The organism is Streptococcus parasanguinis, from assembly GCF_031582885.1.
GTDB lineage: Bacteria > Bacillota > Bacilli > Lactobacillales > Streptococcaceae > Streptococcus > Streptococcus parasanguinis_M.
On record NZ_CP133988.1, the window covers coordinates 2,066,870 to 2,090,609 of the forward strand.

23 protein-coding genes and 1 other RNA gene are annotated in these 23,740 nt (G+C 40.9%); 4 read left to right on the top strand and 20 right to left on the bottom strand.

The genetic code is table 11. From position 1 onward, the window contains the following. Window positions 1-71 precede the first annotated feature (71 nt). Window positions 72-554 (top strand): S-ribosylhomocysteine lyase, encoded by a 483-nt coding sequence (locus RDV49_RS10045; protein WP_003010345.1) that lies wholly within the window; start codon window positions 72-74, stop codon window positions 552-554. Between the two features lie 229 nt (window positions 555-783). On the opposite strand, the gene RDV49_RS10050 is transcribed toward RDV49_RS10045, so the two are convergent. The 5 genes from RDV49_RS10050 to RDV49_RS10070 all read right to left on the bottom strand — a co-directional run bounded on the left by RDV49_RS10050 (window position 784) and on the right by RDV49_RS10070 (window position 4,764). Continuing rightward, a complete protein-coding gene (locus tag RDV49_RS10050) occupies window positions 784-2,208 on the bottom strand; it encodes a cell division site-positioning protein MapZ family protein (protein WP_003010347.1) in 1,425 nt (474 codons plus the stop codon). An 11-nt stretch (window positions 2,209-2,219) separates the two neighbouring features. After that, window positions 2,220-3,377 (bottom strand): THUMP domain-containing class I SAM-dependent RNA methyltransferase, encoded by a 1,158-nt coding sequence (locus RDV49_RS10055; RefSeq protein ID WP_003010349.1) that lies wholly within the window; start codon window positions 3,375-3,377, stop codon window positions 2,220-2,222. Window positions 3,378-3,443: 66 nt separating this feature from the next. Next, window positions 3,444-3,809: RNase P RNA component class B (rnpB, locus tag RDV49_RS10060), an RNA gene on the bottom strand. 16 nt (window positions 3,810-3,825) lie between these two features. Then, entirely contained in the window at window positions 3,826-4,167 is a 342-nt protein-coding gene (gene gpsB / locus RDV49_RS10065) for a cell division regulator GpsB (protein ID WP_003010351.1), read from the bottom strand. 69 nt (window positions 4,168-4,236) lie between these two features. After that, a complete protein-coding gene (locus RDV49_RS10070) occupies window positions 4,237-4,764 on the bottom strand; it encodes an SLOG family protein (RefSeq protein WP_003010353.1) in 528 nt (175 codons plus the stop codon). A gap of 64 nt (window positions 4,765-4,828) precedes the next feature. On the opposite strand from RDV49_RS10070, the gene recU reads away from it, so the two are divergent. After that, on the top strand, window positions 4,829-5,422 hold the full coding sequence (gene recU / locus RDV49_RS10075; protein WP_003010355.1) for a Holliday junction resolvase RecU: 594 nt from the start codon (window positions 4,829-4,831) through the stop codon (window positions 5,420-5,422). Next, window positions 5,423-7,540 (top strand): penicillin-binding protein PBP1A, encoded by a 2,118-nt coding sequence (gene pbp1a / locus RDV49_RS10080; protein ID WP_003010357.1) that lies wholly within the window; start codon window positions 5,423-5,425, stop codon window positions 7,538-7,540. A 153-nt stretch (window positions 7,541-7,693) separates the two neighbouring features. Here the strand turns inward: pbp1a and pepC are convergent, their stop codons facing one another. The 13 genes from pepC to rsmH all read right to left on the bottom strand — a co-directional run bounded on the left by pepC (window position 7,694) and on the right by rsmH (window position 21,340). After that, window positions 7,694-9,028, bottom strand: coding sequence for an aminopeptidase C (gene pepC, locus RDV49_RS10085; RefSeq protein ID WP_003010359.1), 1,335 nt, complete (start codon window positions 9,026-9,028; stop codon window positions 7,694-7,696). A gap of 67 nt (window positions 9,029-9,095) precedes the next feature. Next, complete coding sequence (locus tag RDV49_RS10090; RefSeq protein ID WP_003010360.1) at window positions 9,096-9,647, bottom strand: GNAT family N-acetyltransferase; 552 nt, start codon at window positions 9,645-9,647, stop codon at window positions 9,096-9,098. Window positions 9,648-9,856: 209 nt separating this feature from the next. Then, a complete protein-coding gene (nadE, locus tag RDV49_RS10095) occupies window positions 9,857-10,681 on the bottom strand; it encodes an NAD(+) synthase (protein ID WP_003010362.1) in 825 nt (274 codons plus the stop codon). Then, window positions 10,678-12,138, bottom strand: coding sequence for a nicotinate phosphoribosyltransferase (locus RDV49_RS10100; protein ID WP_003010364.1), 1,461 nt, complete (start codon window positions 12,136-12,138; stop codon window positions 10,678-10,680). Before RDV49_RS10100 ends, nadE begins: the two co-directional genes overlap by 4 nt. A gap of 138 nt (window positions 12,139-12,276) precedes the next feature. After that, the gene (gene trxB / locus RDV49_RS10105; protein WP_003010366.1) at window positions 12,277-13,188 is read right to left on the bottom strand and encodes a thioredoxin-disulfide reductase; all 912 of its coding nucleotides are present in this window, start codon (window positions 13,186-13,188) and stop codon (window positions 12,277-12,279) included. A 58-nt stretch (window positions 13,189-13,246) separates the two neighbouring features. Continuing rightward, window positions 13,247-13,474 (bottom strand): DUF4059 family protein, encoded by a 228-nt coding sequence (locus RDV49_RS10110; RefSeq protein ID WP_003003995.1) that lies wholly within the window; start codon window positions 13,472-13,474, stop codon window positions 13,247-13,249. 81 nt (window positions 13,475-13,555) lie between these two features. Then, the gene (locus tag RDV49_RS10115; protein ID WP_003003991.1) at window positions 13,556-14,299 is read right to left on the bottom strand and encodes an amino acid ABC transporter ATP-binding protein; all 744 of its coding nucleotides are present in this window, start codon (window positions 14,297-14,299) and stop codon (window positions 13,556-13,558) included. Continuing rightward, window positions 14,299-15,099 (bottom strand): amino acid ABC transporter permease, encoded by an 801-nt coding sequence (locus RDV49_RS10120; protein ID WP_003010368.1) that lies wholly within the window; start codon window positions 15,097-15,099, stop codon window positions 14,299-14,301. The genes RDV49_RS10115 and RDV49_RS10120 overlap by 1 nt, the downstream gene beginning before the upstream one ends. A 196-nt stretch (window positions 15,100-15,295) precedes the next feature. Next, on the bottom strand, window positions 15,296-16,639 hold the full coding sequence (locus tag RDV49_RS10125) for a DEAD/DEAH box helicase (RefSeq protein ID WP_037608303.1): 1,344 nt from the start codon (window positions 16,637-16,639) through the stop codon (window positions 15,296-15,298). Between the two features lie 134 nt (window positions 16,640-16,773). Continuing rightward, a complete protein-coding gene (mraY, locus tag RDV49_RS10130; RefSeq protein ID WP_003010371.1) occupies window positions 16,774-17,766 on the bottom strand; it encodes a phospho-N-acetylmuramoyl-pentapeptide-transferase in 993 nt (330 codons plus the stop codon). Between the two features lies 1 nt (window position 17,767). Further along, a complete protein-coding gene (gene pbp2x, locus RDV49_RS10135) occupies window positions 17,768-20,050 on the bottom strand; it encodes a penicillin-binding protein PBP2X (RefSeq protein ID WP_003010373.1) in 2,283 nt (760 codons plus the stop codon). Then, window positions 20,043-20,378, bottom strand: coding sequence for a cell division protein FtsL (gene ftsL / locus RDV49_RS10140; protein ID WP_003010374.1), 336 nt, complete (start codon window positions 20,376-20,378; stop codon window positions 20,043-20,045). The genes pbp2x and ftsL overlap by 8 nt, the downstream gene beginning before the upstream one ends. Window positions 20,379-20,389: 11 nt before the next feature. Beyond that, window positions 20,390-21,340, bottom strand: a complete 951-nt coding sequence (rsmH, locus tag RDV49_RS10145) for a 16S rRNA (cytosine(1402)-N(4))-methyltransferase RsmH (protein WP_003010377.1) — start codon at window positions 21,338-21,340, stop codon at window positions 20,390-20,392. 150 nt (window positions 21,341-21,490) lie between these two features. Here rsmH and RDV49_RS10150 point away from each other — a divergent pair, with 150 nt between their 5' ends. Next, a complete protein-coding gene (locus RDV49_RS10150; protein ID WP_003010379.1) occupies window positions 21,491-21,670 on the top strand; it encodes a hypothetical protein in 180 nt (59 codons plus the stop codon). Between the two features lie 257 nt (window positions 21,671-21,927). On the opposite strand, the gene RDV49_RS10155 is transcribed toward RDV49_RS10150, so the two are convergent. After that, on the bottom strand, window positions 21,928-23,310 hold the full coding sequence (locus RDV49_RS10155) for an amino acid permease (protein ID WP_003010381.1): 1,383 nt from the start codon (window positions 23,308-23,310) through the stop codon (window positions 21,928-21,930). Window positions 23,311-23,473: 163 nt separating this feature from the next. Continuing rightward, on the bottom strand, window positions 23,474-23,731 hold the full coding sequence (locus tag RDV49_RS10160; RefSeq protein ID WP_003010384.1) for a DUF896 family protein: 258 nt from the start codon (window positions 23,729-23,731) through the stop codon (window positions 23,474-23,476). Between the last annotated feature and the right edge of the window lie 9 nt (window positions 23,732-23,740).

Below are 23,740 nucleotides of genomic sequence, written 5' to 3' on the forward strand. Positions count from 1 at the left end.
TTCATTTATTTCCACTTTGTTGAATCTGCTTTTTTATGCTATAATCAAGAAAAACAAAGAAGGATTTGAGTATGACAAAAGAAGTAATTGTTGAAAGTTTTGAATTGGACCACACAGCTGTGAAGGCTCCCTATGTACGCTTGATTGGGGAAGAAACTGGACCCAAAGGAGACATCATCTCCAACTTTGATATTCGTTTAGTGCAACCCAATGATAATGCGATTCCTACTGCGGGACTCCACACGATCGAGCACCTTTTTGCAATGCTTATTCGCAAACGCATCGATGGTATGATTGATTGTTCCCCATTTGGATGTCGCACCGGTTTTCATATGATCATGTGGGGACAGCATTCGAGTACGGAAATTGCTAAAGTAATCAAAGATTCTTTAGAAGAAATTGCATCTGTCAGCACTTGGGAGGATGTGCCAGGCACAACCATTGAGTCTTGCGGAAATTACAAGGATCACAGCCTCTTTTCAGCCAAAGAATGGTGTCGCCTGATTCTAGATCAAGGAATTTCTGACGATCCCTTTGAACGTCATCTTGTTTAATACGAAAAAGAGGCTGGGACAAAAGTCCTAGCCTCTCAATTATTTTTGGATTGTCGAGCAAGACGCAGTGGTTGAGTGGGCTCTACTACGCTGATTTCATCAGCTTTTACAGCCCTACTCAACTGTGCGGAGGTGGGACGACGAAATCGAATTCTAACGAATTACCGATTTCTGTCCCACTCTCTTTTTTATTGTCATTTTTCCCAAAAAGGGGATGTCTGATCAAGCATTAATAATCCAGAGCATCTGAATGACCTTTTCCGTTTCCTACGAAATAACCAGTTTTGGCATTGATACTAAAGAGATAGGTTCCATCTGGTTTGAATAGGTTGTAATAGCCATTACCGTTAATGATATTGACACGCTCTAAAATGTATTGATTGCCAGTGATATGTCCACGTTTACGAGCAATATTCAATACTTTTTCAAGGATCCCATCACCAAACACCCAAGCTGGGTTATTGACATCATTGATAGCTGCTTGGTTATATGGCACACGACTCAAGTTCCGCTGAAGTGGGACACCATCGCTTGGAAGACCGTACCCTGAATAGCCTGGACTTGCCGTTCCTGCACCACCTGTAGCAGCATTGACAGTTGGGGCCGTAGGCGTTGCTGCTTGAGCTGGGGCTGGAGTTGCATTAGAAGTATCTGTACCACCTGTCCCTGTCACTGGTGCCGGTGTCGCAACTTGTTGTGAACGTCCTTGCGCAACCGCCTCATTCAATAAGCTATCTAATTTTTCATTGCCTGTCTTTGTTTCTGCAAAGGTCGCATCACTTTTCGCTTTGGCAGTTGCATCAAGAACTCCATCTTTGATGACTGGAGAACTAAATTGAGAATTCACTTTTTGAATGGCAGAAACTTGCTTCACAAGGTCTTCATATTTTGTTTTAGCCGCATTATAATCACTGCTTCCTTCTAATTTGTCCAGCAGTTTCTTCAGATTTTCCAAGTCTCCGAATTTATCATTTTTAAGAGCACTTTTTGATTCATCTACAAAAAAGGCATCGTAGGCTTTGGTAAACTCTTCCAATTTTTGAGCCTGTGTTTCACTGCTACTTGATTTAGAAGTAGAAGATGACTTGCTAGATGAAGACGATACAACAGTTGTACCACCAGATTTTCCACGACTGTGCATCCAGTTATAGGTCACAAAAATGGCCGAACCGACAATCGCAAGACCTAAGGCAGAGTATAGAACCGCTTTGATTCGTTTGCCCGCATTGCTTGGTGTTTCCTCAGGAAGTTCCTCAGCTTCTACAATTGGTTCAGTTGGTGTGGGACCAAATTTAATCTTAGCAGGTAATTCAGTTGAGATAGCATCCATTTCAGGCCTTTGTTCCAAGACCGTTTCCGTCACTTCCGGCTCCTCCACTGCTTCAGCTACTTCAGCAACTGTTTCTGTAGCTGCCAACTCTTCAGCTTTAGCCAATTCTTCTTTGGCCAAAATTTTTGTATCGTATTTTTCAGCTTCAATTTCAGCTCGGTGTTGTTTGATGTATTTGTCTAAGACATTATCACCTTCCGTTACACCTGCTTCGATTTCTTCTGCCTTTCGATTGGCTTGCCCAATCGTCATCTCTTTAGCATCTTCAAACTCTAAAATTGATTCTGTTTCTTGCTCTAATGGCTTATTATCCTTCTCTGTCATAAAAATCCTTTCTATGCCTTTATCTGCCGTTTTACTCGTTCCCCAAAATATTGGTAGAGATCAACTTTTAGGGTTCCGTTATAAAGTTTTCGTTTTTTATCTGCTTTACTACCGAATTTAGATTCAAAACCTTCATCACTGGTTAAGATAAATTTACTCCAGGTTTTGAGAGGTGCAAATACGTGCCCCATTTCAGTATACAATTTCGTCACACCCTCATCATCGGATAAGCGTTCTCCATATGGAGGATTGGAGATAATCACCCCGTTGATCTTATCTGAGTGAAGATCTTGGACTCGCATTTGTTTGAAAGTAATGTCACTGCTAACGCCCGCTTTCTGGGCATTTTCTTTGGCAATCTCAACCATCCGTGCATCGATATCGGTTCCCATAATATCCAATTCGATCTCGCGATTGATTTTTCTGCTTGCTTCTTGACGGACTTCATGAATCAAGCGATCATCCATCCAGTTCCATTCTTCAAAAGAAAAGGTCCGACGTAAACCAGGTGCCATATTTCTCGCAATCATTGCCGCCTCAATACAAAACGTTCCAGAACCACATGTCGGGTCAATCAAGGGTTTATCTGGATACCAGTTTGACAGCAGAAGAATTGCTGCTGCCATATTTTCCTTAATAGGGGCTCCCCCTTTTTCAGTCCGATAACCACGTTTGAAGAGGCTACTACCAGTGGTGTCAATCAAGACAGTGGCTTGATCTTTAAGGATCGATACTTCGATCTTGAACTCTGCCCCATTTTCCATGAGAGGAACACCTTCTGGGCGGGCATAATGTTTTTGTAACTTTTTAACCACTGCTTTTTTCGAAATGGCCTGAACGCTAGGTTCATTATGAAGTTTTGATTTGACACATTTAGCCTTAGAAATGGGAAAACGTGCTCCTAAAGGCAAATAATTTTCCCAATCCAAAGCAAAGACACCTTGAAAGAGTTCTTCGAAGGTTTTGGCTGGAAAAGTCCCAACCACAATTTTTACTCGATCAGCCGCGCGCAACCAGAGATTGGTCTCTATGATTGCTCGACGGTCTCCTTGAAATCGAATCCGTCCATTTTCAACCTGGCAATCGTAGCCGAGATCACGTAGTTCTCGACCAACAACAGCCTCTAAGCCAGCAGCGACCGTTGCAATCAATTCAAATTGTTTTTTCATCTTATTCCTATCACTTTAAAAAAGGAGGTTGAGATCTCTCTCCACCTCATCAACCTATATGCAATTTTCTATAAGCCATGTTTTGTTCCAGAAATGACTAGGTACCATTTCCTTCGATAATCATCTGTCTACTGTTTCCAGTCAGAATGCTATGTTCGTTTCCACGCATTCCATGCCCCGACCAAAGTTTGGGTTGCTAGCTTGAGGGGTTTACCGCGTTCCACTTTTTAGGTTTCCCTAAAAACTACGTCACTGTGGCACTTTCAGAGTTACTAGAGCTTATCCTTAGACTTAGCTCCTTCACTCGCCGTAACTTGAATACCAAGTCCCTAGGCTTATGGATTCACCTAGCACAAACACTACAGGCATCACAGCCTGTGCTAGCATGGACTTTCCTCATGAGAGGATTCTCTCACGCGATTATCCAAAAATTGCACAATCTATGGGATTAATAATCGCGATCTACGATCTGTTTCCCAAAAACTTCTTTTTCCAAACGATTGAGACGTTTGAGAATATCAAAGTTCGTCGCTGTTGTCACTTGCGGGAATTCTTGCGTAGCAGTGCTAGCAATCGGAGATGTTTGTGGTGTTTCCTGTGCTTTTTGGGCAAGTTCTTCACGAAGGCGGGCGTTTTCTTCACGCAATTCCTTCACCAAAGCAGCATAGGTTTCATAGTCTTTTATGACATCATCCAAAAATTCATTTACTTCATCTTTATTATAACCACGAACTTCTCGTTTGAAATCTTGATCAAAAATATCTTTCGCAGTAAAAATAATACTCGCCATTACTCTCTCCAATCTAGTTCATCATCTCAATTATATAAAAAAATGGTAAGAAAAATCAAGGTATAACACTTAGTTTTCGTAAAAATTTTCAGCAAGTTCATTTAAGTCATCAAAACTTAATTGTTTGACATAAAATGGTTCTTTTTCTACCATCATTTTGTAAAGATATTTTAAATTGGTTTCATTTTCTGGATCATAAAAAACATAAGCTCCATCCGCGTTATCTATCAAAAACTGATTGTATTCTTTTAGTTGACCCGGATTGCTATAGTGGGGATAGGCATATTTCACGAAATCCACCTGTTTGAAGCGTGCTAATAATTCCTGATTGCTTTCATTCCAATTTTCGCCAACATTCTCAAATAGGAAGATCGTCGCCATTTGAAAATCGTAATCTTTTTTTAATTCAAAGGCGACCTCTAGTACCCAAGCCTCAAATCCCAAATTACCAGAAAAGACCAGCCATTTCACTCCTTCTTCAAATAAACGACGAAGATCTCTTTCAATGGCTTTTTTGATAATGGTCAGTCGAGGGTCTTTATTGGAAAAGACGCCCACATCAAAACTCTTATAACCTGCAACAAGTATGGTATTCATTTTTTCCTCATTATTCTAATTTATGATATAATAGAGTGATGTAATTGTACCAATAAGGAGAACTATGGTCAACTATCCACATAAAGTAGCCAAAAAAACCTTGGTCTCTACACAAAGGAAACATCCAGTCGACTTTGCGAATCGTGGGATGACATTTGAAAAAATGATCAATGAAAGTAATCAATACTATCTTTCTCGAGGTCTGGCAGTCATCCATAAAAAACCAACACCGATTCAAATCGTGAAAGTAGATTATCCACGTCGCAGTCGGGCAAAGATTGTTGAAGCCTATTTCAGGCAAGCCTCAACGACAGACTATTCTGGAGTATACAAGGGACGCTATATCGATTTTGAAGCTAAGGAAACACAGCAAAAGCAATCCATGCCGATGAAAAATTTTCATCAACATCAAATCGATCATATGGAGGCTGTTGTCCAGCAAGGCGGTATCTGTTTCGTTCTCTTGCATTTTGCAAAGTTGAGTGAAACCTACTTACTTCCTGCTCCTGCATTAATTCACTATTACAACATCGATCATGGTAGTAAATCCATGCCCCTCTCCTATATTCAGGAGCACGGCTTTCTAGTAGATAAGAATCGACTTCCGAGCGTTCCTTATCTTGATATTATCGAACAGAAACTTCTAGGCGGTATTTAAATGAATAAACAAACAGTCATTCAATGGTTGAAATATGTTGCGATCGCAGCCATTTCATTTTTTTTACTTTTATTTGTCCTTGGTGGACTGATATTTAGTTACTATGCTATGAAAGCACCAACCTTGTCTGAAAAAGATTTGGTTGCAACAACATCTAGTAAGATCTATGACAACCAAAATAACTTGATCGCGGATTTGGGGGCTGAGAAACGAATCAATGTCACAGCCAATGAAATCCCTACTGATTTGGTCAATGCTATCGTTGCGATTGAAGACCACCGTTTCTTCAATCACCGTGGGGTCGACATCATTCGGATCGGCGGTTCCTTCCTTCACAACTTACGAGGAGGAAGTCAAGGTGGGTCAACCTTGACGCAACAATTGATCAAATTAACCTATTTCTCCACTTCGGCCTCTGACCGTACCCTCTCTCGTAAGATCCAAGAAGCTTGGTTAGCAACCCAATTGGAAAAGAAAGCAACCAAACAAGAAATCTTGACCTATTACGTCAATAAAGTATTTATGGCGAATGGGAACTACGGAATGCAGACAGCTGCGAAAAGTTATTACGGAAAAGATCTAAAAGATCTTTCGCTCCCTCAATTGGCACTCCTTGCAGGGATGCCCCAAGCACCAAACCAATACGATCCATACTCCCATCCTGAAGCAGCGCAACAACGCCGAAACTTAGTATTAAAAGAAATGCTCGATATGAAGACCATTTCTAACAAACAATACGAAGCAGCGGTCAATACACCTGTTACAGATGGTCTGCAAAGTCTCAGTTCTTCAAGCAGTTACCCAGCCTATATGGATAATTACCTGAAAGAAGTGATCGAGCAGGTCGAAGAAGAAACGGGCTACAATTTGCTTACAACTGGGATGGATGTCTATACTAACGTTGATACCGAAGCGCAAAAGAAATTGTGGGACATCTACAATACAGATGAATATGTCAACTATCCAGATGATGAATTGCAAGTAGCTTCAACAGTTATCGATGTTAATAATGGTAAAGTCATTGCACAACTTGGCTCTCGTCACCAATCTAGCAACGTTTCCTTTGGTACAAACCAAGCCGTTGAGACTAACCGTGACTGGGGTTCTACTATGAAGCCAATCACAGACTACGCCCCAGCCCTTGAGCATGAAGAATACACTTCTACTGCAGCTACCATTACAGATGCACCATATAATTTCCCTCATTCCTCAACACCAGTCTACAACTGGGACCGTTCTTACTACGGTAGCATTACTATGACTTATGCAATCCAACAATCTCGGAACGTTCCAGCGGTGAAGGCCCTCGAAAAAGTCGGGCTTAAAAAAGCCAAGAAATTCCTAAATGGACTGGGAATCGATTATCCAGAAATGGTATACGCCAATGCCATCTCAAGTAATACTAGCGATTCAAGTAACAAATACGGAGCTAGCAGTGAAAAAATGGCTGCTGCCTATGCTGCTTTTGCAAATGGTGGTACCTATTACAAACCGAAATATGTCAGTCGAGTTGTCTTTAGCGATGGAACCACAAAAGAATTCGATTCCGAAGGAACTCGCGCAATGAAGGCAACAACTGCCTACATGATGACAGATATGATGAAGACAGTTCTCATGTCTGGTACTGGTACAAATGCGGCTATTTCAGGAGTCTACCAAGCTGGTAAGACAGGTACATCAAACTATGCTGACAACGAGGTAAATAAGTTAACCAAAAATACAGGTTATTCAAGTATCGTGGCTCCAGATGAATTATTCGTTGGATACACACCTGAATATGCTATGGCCGTCTGGACAGGTTATTCAAATCGCTTGACTCCGGTATTAGACAACGGAATTCAGGTAGCAACCGATGTTTACCGTCAGATGATGCTCTATCTTGCCAATAACAACAATTCTGGTCATACAGATTGGACGCAACCAAGTGGACTGTATCGAAGTGGTTCTTATCTCTACTTAAACAATGGTAAGAACAACTACAATAACTACTATTATGAGCCAAGTTATTCCACTGATCAGTATTCGTATGAAGAACCATCGTCTAGCTCTTCAAACGAAGAAAATCCATCTAAACCATCTGAGCCTTCTTCGCAAGACTCTAACAATCATAACGAATAATATAACAGAGAAGTCGGGCTTTTGGCCCGGCTTTTTTTAAAACAATGGTTAAAAAACCAGAACGAATAAAATCTGATTTATTTAGTTAGACTTCCCAGCTTTTTTATTTTTGAGTATATAAAAAAAAGAGCCTTTCGGCTCTTTTCTGTATCATTATTTTGCCAAAGCTCCCATTGGATCCCACGGTGCTAGGACAATTGGTTCTGCTTCATAGGCTGCTAATTCGTCTGCTGTTAGGAATTCTTTACGAACCACGATTTGGTAGGTATATTCATCCATCCAAGCATCAGAAGCCACAAAGTAACCATCTGTACCGACCTTGTCTCCCCATGAATTTTCAACCTTCCATTTACGAGACTGACCTGCTTCGTCTAAATCAACCCCTGTCAAGACCATAGCATGTGTCATGAGACTTTCTGCATAGTCCAAGCGACCCGCCTTGTCTTGTGTCAAATGAATGTCCATGCCTGCTTCAAAATCGTAGACATCTGTTGCCAGGATTCCGGCTTTACGGTTGCTGACTTGGCCTACATCTGAACCAAACCAGACAGTTTCCCCTGCTTTCATTTGAGCAATGGCTAATTCTTTCAATCGATCCATTGGAACATTTAGGTAGCGGACTGGACGGCTACCAACAACATTGCCCAGCATATCTACGGTGTAAGAATTTCCATATGGCTTGTCTGTAGTTGGGGCATTGATAATAGAGACGTAATCGTCTAATTGAAGGTCTACATATTTTTTGTAGAAGCTTTGTGGAGTTAAGCCACTTTCACTATGGAATTGGTTGTCCTTATCACGGTATGAAAAGTCAAATTCACGTGGAGGCAATCCTAAAGACATAGCCAAGAAGTTAAAAATTTCTTGCAACAGCGCTTGTTTCTTGCTCGCAACTGCCTCACTATCTGCGCCTGAGTGAATCAAATCACGCAAGATTTGCGCATCTTGACGCAAGAGTTTATTGAGGTAGGTGTTCAATTCCCGGCTATTGCTTGAAGAAATCGATTCTGGATAAACTGATTTTGGAACCACTCCGTATTTCTCAAAGAGAGATACCACCATATCCCATTGACCGCCATCTTGTTGTGGGGTTTGTAGGAGAAAAGCCACCTTACGGCTGGTCAATTCTTGGTCTGCTGTAGCAATCACTTGCTCCAAAAACCAGTTTGATTTTTCATACTTATCCCAAAAGAAAGTATGTGCTTGAGACAATTCAAAATCCTCCAATTGGAAGCTTGAAATCATCTTGTGACGGAAGGTATTTAAAGCAGCAAACATCCAACAACGTCCAGATACTTTTTGGTTTGTCACCTTATCCTTGGTCAAATCAAGTGAAAAAACTGGTGTATTTTCTACTGCACTCTTGCGCGTTTCAAGTGATGCATGGATCCCATTGTGGGTAACAGCATTTTCAAGAGCCGCATATTTCACATTTGCTTCATAATTAGCATAGAGCTGGTCTGTAAATTCTTTCGTTAATTCTGACATAGCAATCTCCTTTTTTCGTTATTTACTATTATAATCCTTTGAGCAGAATCTTCAAGTAAAAATCACCCTATAGAGAGGGATTCTGTATAGAATAGATGATTTTATCCCCACAATATCCTTTGCGTTGAATGGCATGAGGGATGGTTTCTACATACTGCATTCCTGTCTTTTCCATGACTTTCCCTGAAGCAGGATTTAAACTGACATAAGTGGCTTTGATTTCTTTAAATCCGACTTCGTTCAATAAGAAAGCCAAAACAGCTATGACGGCTTCTGTCATGAATCCCTGCCCCCAGAATTTCTTGCCAAGGATATAACCTAGCTCGCATGATTGACTTTCCTGGTCTTGAGAAACCACACTAATATCTCCAATTACCTGATCCGCTGATGTTTTGAAACAGATCGCCCATTTATAAGTATCTGGTTTAAAATACTGTTCGATCCATCGTTTGATCGATTCTCTAGTTCTCTCAGAAGATGCATGGGCATCCCAGGTGACATATTTCAGGGTTTCAGGATCAGAAGCCCAATTTTCAAACATCGCTGATGCATCCTCCAAAACGAAAGGCCTCATGTATAAACGCTCCGTCTCTATGACAAGACTTCCAAGATGCTTCATAGATTGTCTCCCTTCATTTTTTCATGCAACTTGAACTTTGCAAGTTGGTTACTTTAATCTAGAAGAAAAGGACGGATGAAACCGCCCTTCTTTTTAATGCTTTTCACAATATTGTATGGTGAGACTACGAAATAGAACTCTACGAGTTACCGATTTCTACCTCGTTCTCCTATTTTAAGACTCGGGCTAAAAAGGTCCACTGGACCTTTTTACTCCCAAAAATGATCAAATACTGTGATTGGCAAGTGGCGTTTGTGTTGGCCTTTGTACCACCATTTTTCAATAGTGGCTTGAGCTTCTGGACTCACTTGTTTGCCTTCTAGGTAATCATCAATTTCATTATAGGTGACACCCAGTGCTACTTCATCTGCTATTCCTGGTTTTTCTTCTTCCAAATCTGCTGTTGGGATTTTCTCATAAAGAGCAGGATCGGCTCCTAAGGCCTTAAGCAATTGTTTTCCTTGGCGTTTATTCAAACGGAAAAGGGGTAAAATATCTGCACCACCATCTCCAAATTTTGTGAAGAAACCAGTAATATTTTCTGCAGCATGATCCGTTCCAATCACCGCTCCGCTGCGTGCTCCAGCTAGAGCATACTGAGCAATCATGCGACTGCGAGCCTTAATATTGCCTTTGTTAAAATCAGAAACCTCTGTTCCAGTCGCTTCTACTGCTCGTACCATTTCGTCAGCAGACTCCTTGATATTCACAACCAGGCTAACATCCGGCTGGATAAAGGCCAATGCTTTTTGTGCATCTGCTTCATCTGCTTGTACCCCATAAGGAAGACGAACGGCAATAAATTGATAGGAGGCATCTCCTGTTTCTGCACGCATTTCTTCCATGGCTAATTGAGCTAATCGTCCAGCAAGAGTTGAATCTTGTCCTCCTGAGATCCCTAATACAAATGTTTTCAAGAAGGGATGTTTTTTTAGATATCTTTTTAAGAAATCAACCGAGCGGCGAATCTCTTCCTGAGGATCAATGCTAGGCTTGACACCCAATTGTTGGATAATCTCTTCTTGCAAACTCATTTTGCTTCTCCTTCTCCATTGGCCTTGTTACGCATTTCCTCGATCAGATCCATCTTATCCTGCCAAATATCTTTGGCCAAGTCAACTGGATAATGCTGTGGATTGAGAACGCGCTTGTATTCATCCCATAATTGATCGTAATTTTTACGAGCATATTCTTGAATTTCTGATAATGTTGGCAGTTGATAAACCAATTGACCCTCTTTAAAAATATCCACTAAAAGAGGAATCGCCTCAAAGTTTCGGACTGTTTTATTAATGTAGGTATAAGTTGGATGGAACATTTTAAGTTCTGTCAGTTGTGAAACATCTACTCCATCGTAAGTGATGTAGTCCCCTTCTGACTTACCTTTTTCACGGCTGGTAATCCGCCAGACTTGCTTTTTACCTGGTGTAGAAACTTTCTCTGCATTATTGGAAAGCTTGATGGTATTGATCATCTCTCCTGCTTCGTTTTCAACAGAGACAATTTTGTATACCGCTCCAAGCGCTGGTTGATCGTAAGCTGTAATTAACTTGGTTCCTACACCCCAAACATCAATTTTTGCTTTTTGCATTTTTAAGTTGAGGATGGTATTTTCATCCAAGTCATTAGAAGCGTAGATTTTAGCATTTGTAAACCCAGCCTCATCTAATTGCTGGCGAACCTTTTTAGAAATATAAGCAATATCTCCTGAGTCAATCCGGACGCCTAGGAAATTGATCTTATCTCCCATTTCACGCGCTACCTGAATAGCTGCTGGTACCCCAATACGAAGCGTATCATAGGTATCGACGAGGAAGACACAATCTTTATGGGTTTCCGCATAAGCTTTAAAGGCTTGATAGTCATTCCCATATACTTGTACAAGAGAATGGGCATGGGTTCCTAAAACTGGGATTCCAAAGAGTTTTCCTGCACGAACATTACTAGTTCCATTGGCCCCTCCGATGACTGCTGCACGAGTTCCCCAAATGGCCGCATCCATTTCTTGCGCACGACGTGTTCCAAATTCCATCAAAGGCTCATCTTCAATGACCGAACGAATACGAGCAGCTTTTGTTGCAATCAAGGTTTGAAAGTTGACGATATTCAAAAGGGCTGTTTCCACCAATTGACACTGAGCCAAAGGACCTTCTACCTGAACAATTGGTTCATTCGCAAAGACTAAGTCTCCTTCTTGAGCCGATCGTACCGTCAATTCCAACTTGAGATCACGAAGATATTCCAAGAAGGCCCCATGATAACCAAGTGACTCTAAATAGGCAATATCGCTCTCAGAAAAACTCAAGTTTTCCAAGTATTTCACAATTCTCTCTAAGCCAGCAAATACAGCGTAACCGTTTTTAAAAGGCTGTTGACGAAAATACACTTCAAATACAGCATGTTTATTGTGGATACCTTGATCAAAATAGACTTGCATCATGTTGATTTGGTATAAATCAGTATGCAAAGTTAAACTGTCATCTGGATACATATGTATACCTCTTTTTTATTGATTTGTTCTATGAATTCCTACCATAAAATTAGTACCATTATAGCACATTTCAGCTCTATTGAATACTGAAAGGAAAGCATGAAAAAAATCTGAGACAGGAAGCTCAGATTTTTTGGATTAAAAGTTTTCTGTGATATATTTATAAACTTCTTGGCCAGCAATCGCACCGTCTCCGACGGCTGTCGTCACTTGACGCAAATCTTTTTGACGAACATCGCCAACTGCAAAAATACCTGGGACTGTGGTTCTCATATGATCATCCGTGACCACCCAGCCATTTTCATCTAAAATACCAAGTTCTGTCGCAAATTCACTGACAGGATCTAAACCGACATAGATAAAGACACCACCGAAGGCTTGCTCTCTAACCTCTCCTGTCTTCACATCTTTTAAAAGGACAGACGTTACTTTTTGTTCACCCTTAATTTCTTCAACAACTGTATTCCAAGCAAAGTGAATTTTATCATTGGCAAAGGCACGATCTTGAAGAACTTTTTGAGCACGCAATTGATCACGACGATGGGCAATGGTCACTGTTTTTGCAAACTGAGTCAAAAAAACAGCTTCTTCTACCGCAGAATCACCTCCACCAACGACCAAGAGATCCTCGTCTCTAAAGAAAGCTCCATCACAAACAGCACAGTAGGAAACCCCTCTACTATTTAGCTCCTCTTCACCAGGGACATTCAATGAACGGTGGTTAGACCCTGTTGCAATCACCACGGTTTTAGCTTCAAATTCCCCATCATCTGTGACAATCTTTTTGGTTGCTCCATGGTCTTCGATGCGCTCTACCTGTCCAAACAAATGTTCCACACCAAGATTTTCTAAAGGCTCAAACATTTTTTCAGCCAAGTCTGGGCCACTAATATTCGCATAGCCAGGATAGTTTTCAATGTCAGACGTATTGTTCATTTGACCGCCTGGAATTCCTCTCTCAATCAATGCGACCTTTAAATTGCTTCGTGCTGCATAAAGGGCAGCAGTCATCCCTGCAGGACCCGCTCCAATAATCACTGTATCAAACATACTCAACCTCTTTCTGTTTTGTTGTAACCATTATAATTCTAACACGGTCTTTTTGCAATTATCGTGCTTGAAAGATAAACAAAATCCCTATGACCGCAAAGGTTAAAATAGGAATCGTCATGATATCAATTAAGAGGATATCATACAAATGGGCTTGTCGTTGCTTGGCTGTTTTATCTTTCTTCTTAAGGGCACGGTAGCCAATCCAAATACAAGAAGCGATCCCAACTAAAATCGTTGTCGTCACTAAACTTTGTAAATATAAGGACAATAATTTATTTAACATCACGACTCCAAATATTTTTACATTTTCAGAAAACAAACCCAGCTAGCATCGCCAGCTGAGTCTTACCTCTTCTCTATTATATCAAACATAGGTCCGTTTGTAACTAGCAAAGAATTCTTTTGTCCGTTCTTCTTTTGGATGTTGCATGATTTCCTCTGGTGTTCCAGATTCAATAATCCGTCCTTTATCCAAAAATAGGACCTTATCTGCTACTTGCGCTACAAAAGACATATCATGGCTGACCAGTACCATGGTTTGTCCCGATTTTGCCGCATTGGCAATGGATTTTTCAACTTCTCCAACCAATTCTGGATCCAAGGCTGAAGTCGGTTCATCCAGCAAAAGAACCTCTGGTTTCATGGCCAAGGCACGAGCCAAAGCAACCCGTTGTTTTTGTCCACCTGAGAGGTGACGAGGATAGTGATTTTCACGATCCGATAAGCCGACTTTTGCCAGTTCTTCTCGAGCAATTTTCGTTGCTTCTTGATCGGATAAGCCCTTCACAACAATGAGCCCTTCTTTCACATTTTCAAGGGCTGTTTTTCTACCAAATAAATTAAACTGTTGGAACACCATGGCCAATTTTCTTCTTAAGGTTAAGATTTGATCTTGGGTAATGTGCTCAAAATCAACTTCGAAATCATCAATCTTAATTCTACCACTGTCTGGAGCTTCCAAATAGTTTAAACTGCGTAAGAAGGTTGATTTACCAGCTCCCGAAGACCCGATTAAGGCCACGACTTCCCCTTTTTGAATTTCCAAACTTAGATTATTTAAAACCTTTTGACCTGAAAATGTCTTTGATAATTCTGAAATATAAATCATTAGATCCGGACCTCCTGATCTGGTAAATCAATTGCTACGGGAGTCTCAATATCCAGTCGACGTTCAATGTGACGGCCTAGTATTTCAATGAGAATGTTCACAATCCAGTAAACAATCGATACCGTGATAAAGCGTTCAAAGTACTTCAAATCGCTCCCCCCAACAATCCGTGCTTGGGCAAAAATTTCAACCACACTGGCACTAAAGGCTAGCGAGGTCCCCTTGGTCAAGCCAATGAGAGAATTGATTAAGGTTGGAGTTGCAACGACTGCTGCATTGGGAATAATAATCCGTCGATAAACTTGACGGTTGGTCATCCCAAGACTACGTGCTGCCTCAATTTCACCAGGGTCCACTGATAAAATAGCTGCCCGGATGGTCTCACTCGCATAAGCCGCCTCATTAAAGGCAAGAGCCACAATTGCGAACAGCTCAGCTGGAATAGCATTAATGTTAAAAGCTGTTCCATAAGACTGATTGATCGCTTTTAAAATAAGAGGAATCCCATAATAAGTCAACATCAGCTGAACCAACAAAGGAGTCCCACGTAAAAAACTGACAAAAACAGCTTGAATCGGGTAAAGAATTCGTACACGATTAATTTTGACCAGAGCAAAAATCATAGCAAAAACAATCCCAAAAAATGCGCCTCCTAGGGCTAATAAAATCGTCACAGGCAATTTTCCTATGACTGCCGGAAATGCATCCAATACGGCTCTCAAACTAAACAGCTTGCTATCTGGAACGTGTTTTAAAAAGTCAGCATACCAGTTGGCAGCTAAAAGATTAGTTGTAAACATTTTTGTTACTTCCTTTCTCGAACATAAACATTCTATCATATTCACTATCGGAATTCCAAAAATTGCTACAGAAATAGAAAAATGATAGACTACTCAAATTTAGTCTATCATAATTTTAGACAAGTTCCTAATAGTTTTTCTTTATGGAGTTCCTAAAGAAAATCTATGTTTTCTTCTGAACATTTGAAAGAAGGGGTTAGAAAGTTTGGCGTTTGGCCTTTCGTTCCGCCCGGCCACGCGCACGGTTTTCAGCTCGCTTAGCTTTTCTCCGCTTTTCATCAACTGCCCATTTGATTTTTTTCTTGTAGCCTGGTTTGATTTTTTTCTTTTTCTTCTTCACCAGACCAATCATTTCAATGTCGAGTTTCTCTTGCTTTTTCTCACGATTCGCTCGTCTGTCCCGATCATAAGTATCTTCAATAACCCCATTTTTCAACACTTTCGGTACGAAACGAATTCCCATTTTTTCTAGTTCACGGATATCTGAATCATCACTCGGTTGATAAAGAGTAATAGCGACACCTGGTAGACCATTGCGCCCTGTCCGACCGACACGGTGGACAAAGAAAGAAAGATCTTGTGGAATAGCATCGTTGATGACATGACTCACCCCTTCGATATCAATTCCACGAGCCGCTAAATCTGTGGCCACAATATACTCAAAATCAAGATTTTTAACCTGATTCATGATCCGTTTCCGTTCACGTGGTGGGATATCTCCGTGAATCTTTGCCACTTTCAATCCCTGAGCCACCAAATAGGCATGGAGATCATCTGCTCTCGTTTTGGTATTAACGAAAATCATGGCCAAATAAGGTTGCAAGGTCTTGGTCAATTGGTAAATTTGCTCATTTTTATCCCGACCCTTGGTGGAAACCAGCCAATTATCGATGGTATCTGAAATCACCGTCTTGGTCTTAATCTGCTCCATGACTGGGTTTGAGAGATATTTTTTCAAGAAAGGCTGCAATTTTTGCGGAATGGTGGCTGAAAAAACTAAAAATTGCAGTTGTTGCGGAAGACTTGAAGCAATCTTATCCACAGTAGACAAGAATCCCATGTCCAGTGTCATATCTGCCTCATCCACCACAAAAGTATGGGCCTTATGAATAGCCAGATCACCCGATGCAACCAGATCATAAATCCGGCCTGGAGTTCCAATCACGATATGTGGTTGTTTGACCTGCAGTTTTTCAATCTGACGGCTTTTATCCGTTCCTCCAACATAATTTACAATCCGAATCTCTTTTTCAGAATGACTAGCGATTTGACGAGCAGCTTGGTAAATTTGCGTCGCCAACTCCCGACTAGGAGCCGTGATGACCGCTTCTACTTGTTGGCTGTCTTCATTTAAGGTTTGAAAAATCGGCAAGAGGAAAGTATGGGTTTTCCCAGAACCTGTCTTTGACTCTCCTACCAAATCATTTCCAGCTAGGACAATCGGAATTAGTTTTTCCTGTACTTCGGTTGCTTCTCTAAAATTGATTTCTTTCAGTGCCTCTTGAATATAGGGCTTAAAATTAAACTCTGTAAATTTCATTTTCTCAGTTCCTTTCATGATCTCTATTATTATATCAGAAAAGCTGTCTTCTTGCCTCTCTTATGGGTCATTTTTCCTAACCAGCGAAGTCTCTCTGAGTCAGCAAAAAAACGATGGGCAAGCCCACCGTCGTTTTATAGGTAGAGAAGGACTAGAGTCACGACACTTGTCACCAAGGCAATGGACCACATAAAGGCATCCACTTTCCATTCTGACCAGTTTTGCCCATTGCCAGAAAGGCCACCCAGTTCTAAATGATGGTGGAAAGGAGTCATTCGGAAAATCCGACGTCCTTCCCCGTAGCGTTTCTTGGTCCATTTGAAATAGGTCACTTGTAGCATCACTGAACCTGTTTCAATGACATAGACCAGACCAATCAAGAGCAACGTCCACTCGACATGCAAAGCCATTGACAAGGCTGCAAGCATCCCTCCAAGAGCTAGACTACCGACATCTCCCATAAAGATTTTAGCCGGCTTGTGGTTGAAGACAAAGAATCCAAGCAAGGCCCCAATCATACTCAAGGTGACAAAGAGAATGTCCCATTTCCCTTGCATATAGGCAATAAAGGAATAGGCACTCAGGCTAATGGCAACGGAGATGCTGGCTAATCCATCGATCCCATCTGTCAAATTGACAGCATTTGAGAAACCAACCAACCAAAATAAAGCAAAGAGAATGTAGAAATGGCCCAAGTAAAGTTCATATCCGAAAACATTCAAAAGGCTTCCTGCACCGTGGCGTTCAGAAAAAATATAGAAGATGATTCCACCAACAAGTTGAAGGGCCAATTTTTGTTTTGGGTTAAGACCTTCATTAATCTTACGAAAAACTTTTAAAAAGTCATCCAAAAATCCAACAATTCCATAAAGAATCAAGATAAATAGAATCAGTTGAACAGGGCGCGTGAAATTTCCAGTCAATACGGTAACGACAAAACTAACTAGAACGGCTGTAATGAGAAATACAACTCCACCCATTGTCGGAGTGCCAGCTTTCGCTTTGTGTTGTTTCACATCTTCGTGCATTTGTTGCCCAGAAATATGAGCACGATGGTAAAATCGAATAAAGGCTGGAATAGCAGCCACTGTTAATAGAAACGATACAAGGATCGTAGCAATATACATCTTAGTCTCCTAATGTTAACGTAATCTTTTTAGTTTTATTGAGTGAGGTGTTCATTTTGACACTTTGTTTAGTTACTTTCTTTCCACTACCTTTATAGGTAATCTCAATTCCAGTCCATTCTCCAAAGATGTCTGCATTTTTCTTAGTCCAACCATACATATCTGGAACCGCATCAAAGTCTTCTGTCAATAACAATACTTGCTGATTGGCTTTGACTTTAGAGCCTATATCCACAGACATTTTGCGGATATTTTTCCCGGTTCCTAGGACAATTGGTTGCACCAAATTGCGACGCAATTCCTCTGAATAAGCACCTGGGCTCAAATTTTGTTTCAGATTCAACTCCTTAGAGAGAGTTTCTACTGAAGGGATTTTGTAGGTCGTTTCTTTGGTCACACCATCCAACGTTGGTGCCTCTGATGTCAAATGCAATTCGTCTTTTAAAGCAACTGCATCTTCCAAAATAGGATTGACCAGCTCTTCCCAGCTGGTCGCTGAGAATTTCACTTCTGGTTGTTGGACCGTCACATACATGATGAATTCAGGATCTTCTGCAGGTGTCATGGCTACAACCGAGTTGATATAATCATTTTCTCCTTGTAAGTATCCTTGATCTGTCGCAATTTGGGCAGTCCCTGATTTCACCGCAACGTTTTGACCGGGTACCTGAATGATGGGTCCATCGCTGTACAAGGTTCCATACTCTGGATCTGTTCCGACGGTGATCATATAGTTCCGTGTCTGTTGCGCAGCTGATCCTGAAACTGGTTTTCCAACAACTTCTTTTTTTGATTTGCGGGCTGTGTCTGATTTTTTATCGTAAATAGCACTAATAAATTTCGGCTCTAACATTTGCCCATCATTAGCGATGGCGCTAAAGGCCTGTAACATTTGGGTTTGACTGACGGAAATCCCTTGACCAAAGGCAGATTGTGCCTGACTGACATAGTTATCCCCTGGAAGACCCCCGTAAGCTTCATTTCCCATTCCAAAACGGGTCGGAAGACCGAATTTAAAGCGGGTTAGGTAGTCCATCCAGACAGCATTTCCCATCTTTTGCTCCAAGCGAGTCATCCCCACGTTACTTGAGTAAGCAAAGCCCTGTGCGATATTCATATAGCGACCTTCAGACAGCCCCATATTGACATCCCAGTCACGGATCGTCGCATCTTTTACTTGTAGTTCGTTATTGTAGTATCCTTCATTATAGGCTGGGAAAGTTCCATGATCAATCGCCGAAGCTAATAACATGACCTTCATCGTTGAACCCGGTTCATATTGATCTTGATAAAGGATGGTATTCCAGGTTTTCAAGTTTTTCAGATCCAACCCTTGTTTGGTATCCGCATTATAGGATGGACGTTGCGTTGTAGCCAGGATTTCTCCAGTTTTTGCACTCACAAGAGTCGCACTAACATACTTTCCTTTTACTTTTTCTTGGAAAACATCCATTCGCGTCTCAAGGTAGGTTTGTAATTCTGCTGAAATGGTCGTATAGACATCTTTTCCATCTTCTGTTTTGACAGAAACCTTATCTGAACCAGGAACGATATTGCCGTTTCGGTCTTTGTCATAGGTGATAACCCCATTTTGACCAGCGAGAATACGATCGAGGGATTTCTCCATCCCTGATTGCCCCTTCAGAGTTTTATTCCCCTCTTTATCTTCTTGAAGAGAGGCCTGACCTATAAATTGAGAGGCGAAAACTCCATTTTTATAGCTTCGATTTGGACTAGTTGTAAAGGAAACCCCTTCAATCTTCGCTGCTTCCATGGCCTCACGGATAGCTGTCATATTACTATAAGTAATGCCGTTTCCGTTCGATCCAAAAGAAACTTGTTTCAATTTCTTTTGCGACAACTGTTGAATGACGTAATCCTCATCCATCCCTAAGTACTGCTTAAAGATTTCTGCTACTTTTTTAAATTGGCTCTCTTCTACATAGAGGATTTTTCCGGTTGCTGATTTGTACTTTTTATCAATAACAGCATAAACGTTATAGGTCGTAGCATCTTCAGCAATTACTGCTCCATTTCGGTCATAGATCGTTCCACGTTTTGCAGGAACAATAACCGTCTGCTCATGGACTTTTTTTGCTTGATCCGATAAGGTCACACCGAATTTTTTGTCAGTTCCAATAATCATTGCAAAATTAATCAGAAAGAGAAAAAAGAGGAAAATCGCCAGTACACTGAGATTTTTCCCAACTTGTTTTCGATTCTGATCCGGCAAGCGACGTTTCTTTATCGAATACCCGATCAAAAATTTTTTGAATTTATTCATCACTACTTGCACTCACTGTTTTTCGATTTTCTTTTTGCAGCTTCATTCCTTGGGAGCTAGCCAACTGTGATAAGCGGTCATAACGTGTTAATTCATTGACCTCTTGACGAACATCTGCCAATTCCGTCTTTTTGGCTTCTAGTTCCGTATTCAAATCAGTCAACTCACTCTGTACTTGTAAAATTCGTGTCTGCATAAAGACGATACTAATGGCTAAAATCACAGCTGTTAAGACAATCGACCCATAAAAAGCCTTTTCTACTCTAGAGAAGCGGCGAAAGTGGTCTTGCAATACCTGTGTTCTTGTTCTCTCATCTCTTGCTGCCATATCAATTCCTCTTACTTGTGTATTTTTCGAGCAACCCGTAATTTTGCTGAATGGGATCGATTATTTTCCTCAAGCTCTTCTTCACTTGGCAAAATAGGTTTCCTGTTGACCAACTCCATCTTTGGTTTCAAATCATCTGGAATAAAGGGAAGTCCCTTTGGAACCTCAACCGTCGAAGCTTCTTTAAACAATTGTTTGGTCAATCGATCCTCTAACGAATGAAAGGTAATCACAGAAATACGACCATCGAGGGCCAACAAATCCATGGCTTGCTGAATCGATTCATCTGCAGCTCCCAGTTCATCATTGACTTCGATACGAATGGCTTGGAAAATCTGTTTAGCAGGATGGCCCTTTTTCTTGAGCTCCTTAGCTGGTTTAGCAGATTTAATAATCTCTGCTAATTCAGTCGTCGTTTCAATCGGTTTAATTGCTCGTGCTTGCTCAATTTTCCGCGCAATTTGCTTGGAAAATTTGTCCTCTCCATATTTGAAAAAAATACGGACTAGATCATGGTAATCGTAGCTATTAACGACTTCATAGGCTGTCAAGGAAGCTTCTTGATTCATCCGCATGTCTAACGGCGCATCTTTCTTGTAAGAAAATCCGCGTTCCCGTTCATCTAACTGAGGACTAGAGACACCTAGGTCATAACAGATTCCATCAATTTCAGTCACACCCAATTCGTTTAGACGTTCCTTCAAATGACGAAAGTTATCCTTAATGAAGGTCACCATGCCTTTCTCAATAAAAGGTGCTAAACGAATCTTAGCATTCTCAATTGCATGCTGATCTTGGTCAAAGGCATAAAGATGGCCCGATTCATTTAATTTTGTTAACAAATATTCGCTGTGGCCTGCCCCACCCAATGTGGCGTCTACATAGATCCCATCTGGCTTAACATCCAGCATATCGATCGTTTCATGAAGCAAAACCGTTACATGATGAAATTCTTTACTCATATCTTTACTATTTTACCACAAATGGAACCAAGATGCACTCCTGAAAGAAAATTCACTAACTAATCCTATCTGCCCTTTTCGGATCCTACAAAATACCTAGAAAGGCTTGATTTCACTTGTTTCCTCTAGGATTTATGATACAATACTCTTATGAAAATAAGAAAACAGATTCTCATCCCACTTTTATTGGTCGATGCTATCGCTCTCTACTTTTTTCTAACCACTATTGAGGCTTGGATTTTTTGGCTTGCTGCCCTGATCCTAGTCGGCTCACTTTGGTGGCTCAAAAAAGCTATTCAAAAACAAAAAACAGAGATGGAAGAAAAATAATTTCTTCCATCTCTGTTTTTTTCTAATCCCCCAAGAAATTTCTTACAAAAAGGAAACTAGCTCTGAAATAATAAAGAGGCTGGGACAAAAGTCCTAGCCTCTCAATTATTTTTGGATTTTCGAGCAAGACGCAGTGGTTGAGTGGGCTCTACTACGCTGATTTCATCAGCTTTTACAGCCCTACTCAACTGTGCGGAGGTGAGACGACGAAATCGAATTCTAACGAATTACCGATTTCTGTCCCACTCTCTTGCGGTTTATTGATTATGTTTCCAATTGCTGTAAATCCCAAAAAGAATGATCCAGATGGTTGCCCCAATCGCTCCAATGTATGTTGATTCTTGCAAGAAGAGACAAACGAATACGAAGAGGAAGAAAACAATGGTCAATGGATTCAACACTTTATAGGCTGGCATGACAAAACCATCTGGCATAAATTCTTTCGATTTACGGTACTTAAGATGGGCAAGCATAGTCAAAATGTAAATAGCAATGTAGACACCAGAAGAAGAGGCCGTAATCAAGGCAAAGGCATCTGAGACACCTGGCAAGACATTGATAAAGGCAGAAACAGCAACCACAATCGCAGAAAAAATAATCGCGCGACTTGGAATCCCCATACGAGATAAGCTATTCAGTTTCAAACGATTCATCACTTTGCTGTTTGGTGTTTCTTTTGCAATCTGGTACAAGTGACGCCCTGTTGAATAGAGGGTGGAATTCAAGGAAGATGCAGCAGCTGTCAGTACAACAAAATTAATCAATCCAGCTGCCCACTTGATTCCTACCATCTGAAAGACTGTTACAAACGGTGACTTATTGACAGGAAGCTGTTGCCAAGGGAAAATAGCCATAATCGCCAACAAAGCTCCTACATAAAAGATTACAATCCGGATTGGAATTTCTTTAATAGCTTTTGGCAATACTTGGCGGGGATTAGCTGTTTCAGAAGTAGTAATTCCAACAAATTCGATCGCTTGATAAGCAAAGAAGACCATTTGGAAGGCCATGACAAACTTGACCCAACCATTTGGAAACATTTGAAAACCACTGGTAATATTGGTTAAGCTAGCGTGTCCAGCTGGTGTTTCAAAATTCGTCGTCACCATAAAGATCCCTGTTGCGATCAAAGCTAAAATAGTGACAATCTTGATCATTCCAAACCAGAATTCAACCTCTCCAAAAACCTTCACAGCGATCAAGTTTACACAACTTAAGAGCGCTAAAAAGATAATTTGAATCTGCCAGGCTGGCCAATTTGGAAACCAAAGCTGGACATAGTTGGAAACAGCGGTGATCTCTGCCATTCCCAAAAATACCAAGGAGACCCAATAGGACCATCCTGAAAAATAACCCCAACCTTTTCCTATATACTTGGTGATAAAGTTGATAAAGGTGTGTTGATCAGGGTCCATATAGAGCATTTCTCCGATTGCCCGCATCATCAAGTACATGAAGGCGCCAGTCAGCATATAGACTAAAATAATAGAGGGCCCTGTCAAAGAAAGGGAACGACCGGCTCCAAGAAAGAGTCCTGTCCCGATGGTTCCTGCAATAGCGATCAGCTGAACATGCCGATTTTGCAGACCACGAACCATCCCATTTTCGGTTTCTTCACCAGGATGATGTTTTTTTGACATATAATTACTCCAATTCTTTTTCTGTACATTTTCAGAAAAGTATACTTCAAATTTTCATACAATCTACTATACCATGTTTTTAAAAATTGGTCAATCCAGTCCAGAATATTCTGAATTTTATAGATCGAAAAAAGTGCTGGAGTCTCTTCCAGCACTCTTTTGCTTATGAATTAGGGTCATCGAGGCTACGGCCATGCAAACCTTTTTCCCGTTGCACTTGGCGTAGTTTCTCAGGGGTTACATCATTTCCTTCTTCATCCACAATTTTGATACCTTCAATGTGGTGACGAACCGAACGACGATAACCTTCAATGTATTCTTCACGAAGTTTTGCTTGTTCCACTGTTTCTTCTGGAGTCAAACCTTCTGTTTTTTTCTTTTTAGCAAGCTCATTGATCCGAGCGATTTTTTCAGGTGTCATAATAAAACC